Here is a 10,265-nt window from a genome sequence, read left to right on the forward strand (position 1 = left end):
GGCGCCCACTTCGCAAGGAAGCTGGCTCATCAGTCCGGCGTGTTCCGCCGTGCTGGTAGGGGCGCATTATAGGGAGCGAGGCCGCGATGACAAGGCTTTTTTCAGCAAAAAAGCTCGTTCGCTCAGATATCAAACAACGCTTTCCTTTTTTGCTCAAAACACCATCAAACCTGGTTATTGCCGTATTTAAATTGAACATTTCAAAAGCCACTTTATAATTGCCATCTCAAATGTTTAATTGGAATACCCTCATGCATCAAATCCTCGATAGCCATAAGGAAGAGCAAATCGTTCCGCTGTTCCGCTTGGGGTTCCGACCCTTCTTCCTGTTCGGGGCTCTGTTTGCTGCCGTCGCCATGTTGCTCTGGCTGGGGCAGCTCAACGGTTGGCTAACCTTGCCAGGGATTGCCAACCCGATCTGGTGGCATGGTCATGAGATGCTGTTTGGTTTCGGGGCTGCCATCGTCGCGGGTTTCTTGCTCACCGCGGTGCAGAACTGGACGGCCCATCCCGGTGTTCGGAGCTGGCCATTGGCGCTGGTGGTGGGGTTGTGGATGTTGCCAAGGACATTGTTACCCTGGCTGGGTGAGGAGAATACGCTCCTGATGGCGGCAGACCTGCTCTGGTTGCCGCTTTGCGCCTGGTTCCTTGCCAAGCCGATCTTGATAACCCGGCAATGGCGCAACCTCTTCTTTGTGCCCCTGTTGCTGATACTGACATTGCTCAATGGCGCCAGCTGGTTATGGCATGCAGAGTGGAGCACCGTTGAGCATCTGCTGATCACGACCGTGCTGTTGTTTACCACCCTGATCGCCGTGATGGGTGGAAGGGTGATTCCGTTCTTCACCGCCCGAGCAACCGGTCAGGAGAAAGCTGCACCTCAGCTCTGGCTGGAACGGGCGGCGCTCGCAACACTGTGGCTTATCTTGCTGTGCTGGCTGCTGCTCCCCACCCAATGGGTCACCTGCATATATATAGTGCCTCTCTATATAGTGGTGGCGGGTTTGCATCTGTGGCGACAACTGCGTTGGCATCTGCCATCGACCATTGCGCATCCACTGCTGTGGTCACTCCATCTCGCCTATCTGTTTATCCCACTTGGCCTGCTCGCTCTTGCGGCACATAGCGCAGGTCTGCCCATCACGCTGTCGATGGCCAGCCACCTGCTCAGCGCAGGCTGCATGGGCACCATGATCCTGGGCATGATTGCGCGAGTATCTCTCGGTCATAGCGGTCGGGCCTTGCAGGTGGGGCGCAGGATCACTGGCGCATTTGCCCTGGTTATCGCTGCCGCCACAATGCGGGTGGTGATTCCGCTGTTCTGGCCTGCCTATACCCTGCACGGCTGGAACTTCAGCGCGCTTGCCTGGATCGCTGCCTATGGTCTGTTTGTCTGGGTCTATACCCCGATACTGGCCAGCCCCAGAGCTGATGGCCGACCGGGTTGATCTCTGCAGGGCATGTTCAGGGTGTTGCCACCGGATAGTGGATCAGGTTGTGGAAAATCGCCGGAGCAATACCCAGATTGCGATAACCGTGGGGGCGGTCGGCAGCAAAGCGCACCGCCTCCCCTTGCGCCAGTGAGCGCCACTCCCCTTCTACCAACACCTCCATCATGCCGCTGATGACGATGACATGTTCGGTCACTCCCGGCTCATGGGGTTCAGATTCACGCTGGTAACCCGGCAACAGGGTCAACTCAAGCAACTCAAAGCCAAACCGGTTTTCATAAGGAAAGAGCGGCGCCACTTGCATGCCCTCTCCCGCTGGCTGCTGGCGAATGGCATCGGCGGTGCGATAGAGCACCTCTTCCTGCGCGGCGGGTGTGGGCTCGATGAAACTGGAAAAGGAGACTCGAAAACCGGTGGCGATCTTCCACAGCGTTGCCACCGTCGGGCTGGACTCCCCCCGCTCAATCTGACCCAGCATCGCCTTGCTGACACCCGTTTCGCGTGCGGCGGCATCCAGGCTCCAGCCGCGCTCGCTGCGCAGCCCCTTCAGTTGAGCAGCCAGATGCTGACTCATCTCTTGCATAGCTGCCTCTTTATTACTCTTGCACGGTGCGCCTTGTGCGCTATAACGCACAGCGATATAGTCAAAGCTATATTGTACGTAATAACGCACAGCGTGTCACAACGCCAAGAGGAAGTATCATGCCCTTCGCCCTCCCCCATCTGGTCGCAGGCTTTATCGCCGTGATAGTCGGTTACACCAGCTCCGTCATCCTGATCATCCAGGCCGCCACGGCGGCGGGTGCTGATACAGCCCAAGTTGCTTCCTGGCTCTGGACGCTGGGGATCGGCATGGGGGTGAGCTGCATAGGCCTCTCTCTCTATTACCGCATGCCCGTACTGACCGCCTGGTCCACCCCGGGCGCGGCCCTGCTGATCACCACACTGGGCAACTTCACTCTGGCGGAAGCCATCGGCGCCTTTGTGATCTCGTCCCTGCTGATCACCCTATGTGGCATCAGCGGCTGGTTCGACCGTTTGATGCGGCATATACCGGCTCCGCTGGCCGCCGCCATGCTCGCTGGCGTGCTGCTCAGATTCGGGTTGGATCTGTTCAAGGTTGCCCCGCAAGATCCCTTGCTGCTTGGCACCCTGCTGCTGACCTTCCTACTGGGGCGTCATCTCTGGCCCCGCTATACCATGGTACTGGTGCTGGGAGTGGGGATGCTGATCTGCAGCGTGCGGGGGGAGTTGCAGCTGGCAGCCCTGCACTGGCAGCTCGCCAGCCCGGTCTGGACCTGGCCAGCCTTCTCCCTTGATGCCCTGTTTGGCATCGCACTGCCGCTGTTCATTGTCACCATGACATCGCAAAACATGCCGGGGATCGCCATCTTGCGAGCCCATGGCTATCAGCCTGCCACTTCCTCGCTGATCAGCTGGACCGGCCTGACCGGCCTGCTACTCGCCCCTTTTGGCGGCTATGCCTTCAATCTGGCCGCCATCACCGCCGCCATCTGCATGGGCAAAGAGGTCGACCCGGATACCAAGCGCCGCTGGCCTGCTGCTGTCTGGGCGGGTTGCTTCTATCTTGTGACCGGCTGTTTTGGCGCAACCGTCGCCGCCCTGTTTAGCGCCTTCCCGACAGCCCTTGTCACCTGCATCGCCGGATTGGCCCTGCTAGGCACCATCGGCAGTAGCCTGCACTCAGCCTTGCAACAGGATGAATCGCGAGAAGCTGCGCTGCTCACCTTTATCATTACTGCGTCCGGGATCAGCCTGCTCGGCATCGCGGCAGCCTGTTGGGGTCTACTCATCGGACTTGCCTTGCACTGGCTTCATTTATATCGACAAGAAAATCAATGAGACCTCAAACCGTGATGACCTGCGCAAGATCCGGAAAAATTAGTTCACAGATGAAACTAATTACCCTCTAGTGGTGTCAGGGCACCACTCTTCCCGGACATGTTGCCCTGTCAGGTTCATGCAACGGAGAATAATAATGAAACATCAGGCTTTCATCATGTTGCTGGCGCTTCTGGGCGTCAGCACGGCACACGCAGCCGACACGGACAGAGAGCTGGCTCGCCAGCTCGCACTTCAGCAGAAAAACCTGCTGCCCCTGCTGAGCAATCAGCAATACCAGAGCCCGCTTCCCAACCTGCTGCAAAAAGCCAGCCCGCGCCTTAAACGGCAGGCGACCGATGCCAACCAGGCGGCCATCAGTCGACAAGGACTGGATGGCGAGGTCAAGCAACTGATGCAGTTGCGGCTGGCCAACACCGATCAGGCCGCCGCACTGCAACAGGGCGTCGAACCGCTGGTCGCCTATGTTCCGAGCGGGGATGAGAAGAGCTGGAGCGCGATCGAGGCGTTCGACAGCGCCGGCAATCCTGTCTATCTGGATGTGGACAAGGCACCGGCCCGGCCGGTTCTGGTGGTCGAAGCCGATCCTGTCAAAGCCAAGAACGCAGGCTTGAAGGTGATGCGCAAGGCGCTGGCCGATGCAGATCTGCAAAGCGCCCCGCGAGCGGCGACCAACACGGCGCCGCTCAAGACCAGTGTCCTGAAAAAGATCAGACTGAAGGATGATCAGGAGCCCTGGCTGCTCGGCGCGGCCGAAGTGTATGCGGTGGTCGCAGGGGTCAATCCCAGCCGGGATGAGCCAGTGGTCGATATTGTCGACATGCCCTACCTCGACTATGACAACACCGATTACACCCCCAACCAGATCCTGGTCTACTGGGATCGCTATCGCTGGGGTGCCGTCGACGTGGTGATGATGGAGCAGGACGATAACGTCAACTACAAGGAGCTGAGCGCCCTGCTGATTGAAGCCCTCAAACTCGGCTTTACTGCGGGTGGAGTGCCGGAAGCACTGCCCTTCCTCGATCTTGGTGGTCGCATCGTCAAGGCGCTGCCCGACTCCTGGATGACCAACAACGATGACTATCTGGATACCTTCTACACACTGGAGCAGGATCAGGTCTATCACCAGTATCCGGGGGCTGCCGGTAATGCAGTTATCGATCTTGAACCGAAAGAGATCCCGGTGACCCGGCCTTAAGCAACGGCCATAACGAAAAAGCCAATGAGCAACTCATTGGCTTTTTGCTTTTATCGCGGTGACCAATGGTCAGCCCTTGGGACGAACCCCCAGGGTATGGCAGATGGCATAGGTCAGCTCGGAGCGGTTCAGGGTATAGAAGTGGAAATCTTTCACCCCCTCCTGACTCAGCACGCGCACCTGATCGATGGCGATGCTCGCCCCCACCAGATTACGGGTCATCTGATCGTTATCCAGCCCCTCGAAGCGCTGATGCATCCAGCGCGGAATCTTCACGTTGGTGAAACCGGCAAACTTGGCCAGCGTCTGGTAGTTGGAGACCGGCAGGATCCCCGGCACGATTTCGGCATCGATACCGATGGCGGCGCAGCGATCCCGAAAGCGCAAGTAAGTCTCCACATCGAAGAAGAACTGGGTGATGGCTCGGTTGGCACCGGCATCGATCTTGCGCTTGAGGTTGAGCAGATCGGATTGCGCACTCTTGGCCTCCGGGTGGCCTTCCGGATAGGCGGCAACCGAGATATCGAAATCAGCCTCTGACTTGAGCAGGGCAACCAGATCGGTGGCATACATATCCGGCTTGTCCAACCCCTGCGGCAAGTCACCGCGCAGAGCCACGATATGACGAATACCGCTGTTCCAGTAGTCGCGGGCGATGGTGCGCAGCTCGTCGCGGCTGGCATCGATACAGGTCAGGTGCGGCGCCGCAATCAGGCCGGTCCGCTCCTTGATGTCCTTGATCACCTTGTGGGTGCGATCACGGGTGCCTGAGTTGGCGCCATAGGTGACGGAGACGAACTTGGGTTCCAGCACTTTCAGCCGTTCGATGGACTGCCAGAGAGTATTCTCCATCCCTTCACTGTTGGGCGGAAAAAACTCGAAACTGACCGATATATCGCCATTCAAATCTGCCAAGCTCTGGTTGAGCGCCTCAACCTGACGTGCACTGTGAAATCCCATCTGCTCTTCTCCCTGTCCTGCAATCCATCTTCCTACGTCAAAACGGATGTTTGGACGTCTAAACGTCTTTATATTTATGAGTAAAACGATACAAAGTCAACAGGGATTTACCTCACATCCGATCTGACGAACGTCATATTTACAAAATTAACGGTACGTAACCGAAAAGTGCCCATCCCAAAATCGCCCCAGTCGAGTTATGATGGGGCCAGATCGTCCTGGACGTTCTGAATCTGCGTGTGATTGTTTGGCCGGAGGATTCTCCGGCCCCTTTTCATCTATTTCCCCCTCCTGCCGATAACAGAATGAGTCTTTGCAGGAGCACCATCATGGATACCCACCCCGGCTTTGCCACCGACTTGCTGTTTGATCGCTACCAAGGCGAGGTCACTCAGCATGAGCAGTTCTGGGCGGTTCGCACACCGGATGCTCCCGACTACTACTTTGGCAACTACCTGCTGCTCACCACCCCGCCCAGCGACCGCGACAAAGGCTGGCTGGAAGCCGCGTTTGATCAGCTGATCGGCCAGGATCCCAGAGTGCGCCACCGCACTTTTCAATGGCCACTGGCGGCCGGGCAAAACAGCCGGATCGCCGGTTTTGTCGCAACGGGATACCAATATATGGAGTGTGTGGTGCTGTCGCTGGATAAGCAGAGCTGCCCACATCCTCACGGTGACATGGACAAGGTTCAGGCTCGCACCTTCACCACTGCGGATTGGCAAGAGTGGCTCGACTTCGAACTCCATGAGCGGGATGAGGGGCACACGGCAGAGAGTTATCTTCCCTATCTGCAATCCCGCCGGGCACTCTATCAGGCCATGATTGCCGATGGGCTCGGGGAGTGGTGGGGGATCTGGCAAGAGGGGCAACTGGTCGCCAGTTGTGGTCTCTTCTTCTGTGGCCCGCTGGGCCGTTTCCAGTTGGTACGTACTCACCAGGCGTGGCGCAACCAGGGATTATGCCGCCAGTTACTGAGTCAAGTGGCTCGCGCAGGATTGTCCCGCGCCAAACAGCTGATCATCGTGGCCGACGAGCACTACCATGCCCAACGCATTTACCGCTCTCTGGGGTTCGCCCCGGTTGCCCGCATCGGCAGCCTCTGTCGCTGGCCCCACGAAGCACAATAAAGCGATGTATGCTGGCCGTGAGCCATAAAAACGGGAGGCTAATGCCTCCCGTTTTTATTGATATAGATGACTTATTGCTGCGGCGCTTCCAGCTCGTTGGAGAGCGCCTGCTCCACATCAGCCGCGGGAACGGGGACTGGTGCCGTCGCTGCTGATGCAGGTTCTGCGGGCGTCACAGAGGGGGTCACCACGGCCGGCGTGTCACTGGTCGCGGGTGCAGCGGACACTGCTGCCGGTGCTAAAACCGGAGCAGGAGTGACGGCATCACACTGACAATCCGCACTCTTGGCCTTGTTGCCCTGATGAGGGGCATACCAGCCCTTCAAGCCACCTTCCAGTCGATCTGCGGCCGCCTTGGGCTCCATCTTGCCAAGCAGCACCGCCTGACTCACCTCGGCCAGCTCGTCGCCCAGTTTTGGCGTGCCACGGGAGAGGATCTGAGTCGCCACCCGAATGGTCGAGTCACACTGATCGCGCCACTCCATCATCTCTTTGGCCGCCGGATTGGTGACATCGAAGAAATGGTTGGAGAGGGAGAAGAATCCCGGCAGCGAGTTGGTATAGAGCTCGGCAAATTGCGGCGTCGTCAGCCACTGCAAGAAGGCCATTGCCCCCTCTTTGTTCTTGCTGGCCGGATTCATCCCCATACCGATATCGGTGTGGTCGGTAAAGAAGCAGCCATCCCCCTGTTTGGCCACGGGCGGACGCATCACGCCAAAATCGACCTTGCCAGTGAAGGGGGCAATCTCCCAGGAGCCCGCCACGTAGAAGGCGGCCTTGCCCGAGGTGAACAACTCGTTGCTGGTCGCATAATCGCGGCTCTCGCCCCCCTCACCGAGGTAAGAACGCCAGCGGGCCAGCTCGTCGAACACCTTCACATATTGCGGGTTGTCCAACCGCTCCTGCCCACCGATCAGCGCCAGACGGCCGTCCTCCCCCTTCCAGTAGTTGGGGCCAATATTCTGGAAGCCCAGCTCGGAGGCAACCCAGCTCTCGGAACCGCTCATGGCCAGCGGCACATAGCGACCATCGGCCTTGATCTTGTCCAGCACCGCAAAGAACTGATCGCGGGTTTGCGGCAATGTCAGCCCCAACTCACTGAAGATCTTCTTGTTATAGAAGAAGCCATGGATCACCGAGGCCATCGGTACGCAGAAGGTCTGGGCACCAGAGTCGGTCTGCCAGGGTGACTGGGCAAAACTCGGGAAGTTCTCCATCCCCGCCATCTCGGTCAGCTCGGCCATATGGCCCGCCTTGAACAGGGCGAGCGAATCATCAAACGGACGGCAGGTGATCAGATCCCCCGCCTTGCCCCCTTTCAGACTCTCCCACAGGGTGGGCATGTAGTTGACGTTCTGCACCGGGTGAAAACTCACCTTGATGCCGGGATGTGCCGCTTCAAACGCCGGGATAATCTTCTGCTCCCACAGCGCCTTGTCATCGGTTCGCCAGCTCTCGATCACCAGCTCGCTGGCCATCAACTGGCCACACAACAGGAGACTCAGGGCTCCAATCCACTTTTTAGACATAAGCCCTCCTAGACCTTGAAATGTGCGATCAATTGCTGCTGTTTGGCGACCAGGTCGGCCAGCACTTCGCTGCTGCTGGCGGATTCGCGCGCCTCCCGCTCTGTCTCGTATGCCACATCGGCAATACCGGCGATATGACGAGCGACCCCCTGACTGACGGAGATCTGCTCCTGCGCGGCATGGGCCACATGATCCGCCATCGACTTGATGGCCCCCATCCGATCGGCAATGGATTGCAGCGCCACATCCATCTCGCGGGTCTGCTCGACACAGCTCTGGGTCTGCTCCTGGCTGCGCCCCATCACTTCAACCACATGCTTGCTGGAGCTTTGCAGGTTCTCAATCATCCCCTGGATCTCTTCGGTCGAGGTCTGGGTGCGATTGGCCAATGCCCGCACCTCATCGGCCACCACCGCAAAACCGCGACCGGCATCGCCAGCACGAGCCGCTTCGATGGCGGCGTTCAGAGCCAACAGGTTGGTCTGCTCGGCAATACTGCGGATCACATCGAGAATGCTGCCAATGTTGTTACTGAATTCCCCAAGCTTGTAGGTGATCCCGACCGCCTCTTCCATGGCACCGGCCAACTGCTCGGTAAGCCGGCGAGTGGTAGCTACTTTCTGGCGACCACTGCGCGCCTCTTCATCGGCCAGATCCACCTCCCGCTTGGTGCCATCGGTAGAGCGGGCCACCTCGGTGGCGCTCACTTCCAGCTCGGTAATGGCGGCGGCCACCTGATCGGTCTGGCTCTTCTGCTCCTGCACCCGGGACATGGCCCGTTCGCTGATCTCGGCGGCGCGGCTCGCCTCATCCACCAGATGACGTGAGCCCGCATTGATTTGGGAGAGCAGCTCGCCGGTCTTGCCTGCCAGGGTGTCAATGGAGCGGGAGAGCGTGCCAAATTCGCAACTGCTGCGGTAGTTAATGCGGCGGGTCATGTCACCGGCCGCCATGTAATCGAGCTCCTTGTTGATCATCTGCAACGGACGCTGAATACTGCGCGCAGTGGTATAGCCGATCACCAGCGCCGCAGCAGCCGACATCGCGGCAACCACCAGGATCCAGAAACTGGCGCTGCTGACCGCCGCATCTGCATTGATCCGGCTATCGCTGGCAATGGCACCGGCAGACTTGCCCATCTCATCGAGCAAATTGAGGCTGTTGACCAGACTGGCATCCAGCTGCTGATTCTGAGTGGCCAGCGACAACTCCAGTTGCTGAGCCTGACGCATGGTTGCCAGCAAGCCCTGAGCGCCAAGCGCCAACTCCTGCATCCGGTCGAGATTGGAGACAAAGCGCGCTTTCACATCATCGGGCACCGTCACTCGATCCAGACGCTTGCGCGCCATCTCGATGTCCTTGCTCAACACCTTTTCCAGCTCGTTCAAATCGGTTTTGGCATCGGCACGGCGGATATTCTTCAGATCGCGGGCGATACCTGAGGTAATGAGTTCCGCCTTGTTGCGCATGGAGCGTTTGCTGGCAGTCTGTTGCAGCAGCAGATCCGCCGCCCACTGGTAAGTATCCTCAAGCCGGATAAATTCCATCTCCAGCTTGTGGCGCTGATCCAGTGCACTGACCCACTGCCGATGCTGGGCCAGCATCTGATCCGCCAAGCCATAAAATTGGGTGGTGGCACTCTCGACCTGCTGGAAGCGGGCGCGGGCATCCGCCACGCCGGTAAATTTCCCCATCTCCTGACTCAACTGGGCGAAGCGGTTCTGCTGCTCCTTGAACTGATTGGCCAGTTGCGGCAACTGGGCGGCATCTTCACTGGTGCGGTAGACCAGCACCCAGCGGTTGCTATCCTGCAGCGCCCCCTTGAGACCTGCGACAGCCACCACCAGCGGGGTTGCCCGGTCAGATACGGCGGAGAGGCCGTCATTTATACCCTTGATTTTAAAGGTACTGATCACGCCAAGCAGGATCAGCAACAGCAGCATCAACACAAATCCGGCGATGATCCGCTGCACGATAGATAAACCCATGGAGACATCCTCACTCATTGGGGGAAGGTAAAGTGAACATAGTCACTATCGGCAGGGGTAGCGAATCTTAGAGATCCCCTCATTTTTAGAGACTCAAATAATTCCAAGTGTGCGGCTATATAAACGGTGTTGCTTCAGGTAGT

At 58.4% G+C, this 10,265-nt stretch carries 9 protein-coding genes; 5 read left to right on the forward strand and 4 right to left on the reverse strand.

The genetic code is table 11. The features are described 5' to 3' along the window. The coding region (locus OKC40_RS20815; protein ID WP_270796831.1) for a hypothetical protein at positions 1 to 190 on the forward strand (190 nt) is incomplete at its 5' end. A 61-nt stretch (positions 191 to 251) separates the two neighbouring features. Next, on the forward strand, positions 252 to 1,448 hold the full coding sequence (locus tag OKC40_RS20820; RefSeq protein WP_182938338.1) for an NnrS family protein: 1,197 nt from the start codon (positions 252 to 254) through the stop codon (positions 1,446 to 1,448). Between the two features lie 16 nt (positions 1,449 to 1,464). Here the strand turns inward: OKC40_RS20820 and OKC40_RS20825 are convergent, their stop codons facing one another. Next, positions 1,465 to 2,034, reverse strand: a complete 570-nt coding sequence (locus OKC40_RS20825) for a helix-turn-helix domain-containing protein (protein ID WP_182938339.1) — start codon at positions 2,032 to 2,034, stop codon at positions 1,465 to 1,467. 119 nt (positions 2,035 to 2,153) lie between these two features. Between OKC40_RS20825 and OKC40_RS20830 the strand changes: the two genes are divergently transcribed. Continuing rightward, the gene (locus OKC40_RS20830) at positions 2,154 to 3,314 is read left to right on the forward strand and encodes a benzoate/H(+) symporter BenE family transporter (protein ID WP_182938340.1); all 1,161 of its coding nucleotides are present in this window, start codon (positions 2,154 to 2,156) and stop codon (positions 3,312 to 3,314) included. 136 nt (positions 3,315 to 3,450) lie between these two features. Beyond that, the gene (locus OKC40_RS20835) at positions 3,451 to 4,515 is read left to right on the forward strand and encodes a DUF3103 family protein (protein WP_075112833.1); all 1,065 of its coding nucleotides are present in this window, start codon (positions 3,451 to 3,453) and stop codon (positions 4,513 to 4,515) included. A gap of 69 nt (positions 4,516 to 4,584) precedes the next feature. On the opposite strand, the gene metF is transcribed toward OKC40_RS20835, so the two are convergent. Beyond that, the gene (gene metF / locus OKC40_RS20840; RefSeq protein WP_033138589.1) at positions 4,585 to 5,475 is read right to left on the reverse strand and encodes a methylenetetrahydrofolate reductase; all 891 of its coding nucleotides are present in this window, start codon (positions 5,473 to 5,475) and stop codon (positions 4,585 to 4,587) included. A gap of 329 nt (positions 5,476 to 5,804) precedes the next feature. Between metF and OKC40_RS20845 the strand changes: the two genes are divergently transcribed. Continuing rightward, a complete protein-coding gene (locus OKC40_RS20845) occupies positions 5,805 to 6,605 on the forward strand; it encodes a GNAT family N-acetyltransferase (protein ID WP_182938341.1) in 801 nt (266 codons plus the stop codon). 71 nt (positions 6,606 to 6,676) lie between these two features. Here the strand turns inward: OKC40_RS20845 and OKC40_RS20850 are convergent, their stop codons facing one another. Both OKC40_RS20850 and OKC40_RS20855 read right to left on the reverse strand, forming a co-directional pair. Continuing rightward, positions 6,677 to 8,134 carry an ABC transporter substrate-binding protein gene (locus tag OKC40_RS20850; protein ID WP_270796836.1) on the reverse strand — a complete coding sequence of 486 codons (1,458 nt, stop codon included), beginning with the start codon at positions 8,132 to 8,134 and terminating at the stop codon, positions 6,677 to 6,679. Positions 8,135 to 8,142: 8 nt separating this feature from the next. Next, a complete protein-coding gene (locus OKC40_RS20855) occupies positions 8,143 to 10,122 on the reverse strand; it encodes a HAMP domain-containing methyl-accepting chemotaxis protein (protein WP_270796838.1) in 1,980 nt (659 codons plus the stop codon). Positions 10,123 to 10,265: the final 143 nt, after the last annotated feature.

It is taken from the genome of Aeromonas sp. QDB11 (assembly GCF_027705265.1).
GTDB classification, from domain to species: Bacteria; Pseudomonadota; Gammaproteobacteria; order Enterobacterales; family Aeromonadaceae; genus Aeromonas; species Aeromonas allosaccharophila.

Coding starts and splice junctions, on each gene's coding strand:
- OKC40_RS20820 (WP_182938338.1), top strand. CDS start 252: ATGCATCAAATCCTCGATAGCCATAAGGAAGAGCAAATCGTTCCGCTG.
- OKC40_RS20825 (WP_182938339.1), bottom strand. CDS start 2,034: ATGCAAGAGATGAGTCAGCATCTGGCTGCTCAACTGAAGGGGCTGCGC.
- OKC40_RS20830 (WP_182938340.1), top strand. CDS start 2,154: ATGCCCTTCGCCCTCCCCCATCTGGTCGCAGGCTTTATCGCCGTGATA.
- OKC40_RS20835 (WP_075112833.1), top strand. CDS start 3,451: ATGAAACATCAGGCTTTCATCATGTTGCTGGCGCTTCTGGGCGTCAGC.
- metF (WP_033138589.1), bottom strand. CDS start 5,475: ATGGGATTTCACAGTGCACGTCAGGTTGAGGCGCTCAACCAGAGCTTG.
- OKC40_RS20845 (WP_182938341.1), top strand. CDS start 5,805: ATGGATACCCACCCCGGCTTTGCCACCGACTTGCTGTTTGATCGCTAC.
- OKC40_RS20850 (WP_270796836.1), bottom strand. CDS start 8,134: ATGTCTAAAAAGTGGATTGGAGCCCTGAGTCTCCTGTTGTGTGGCCAG.
- OKC40_RS20855 (WP_270796838.1), bottom strand. CDS start 10,122: ATGGGTTTATCTATCGTGCAGCGGATCATCGCCGGATTTGTGTTGATG.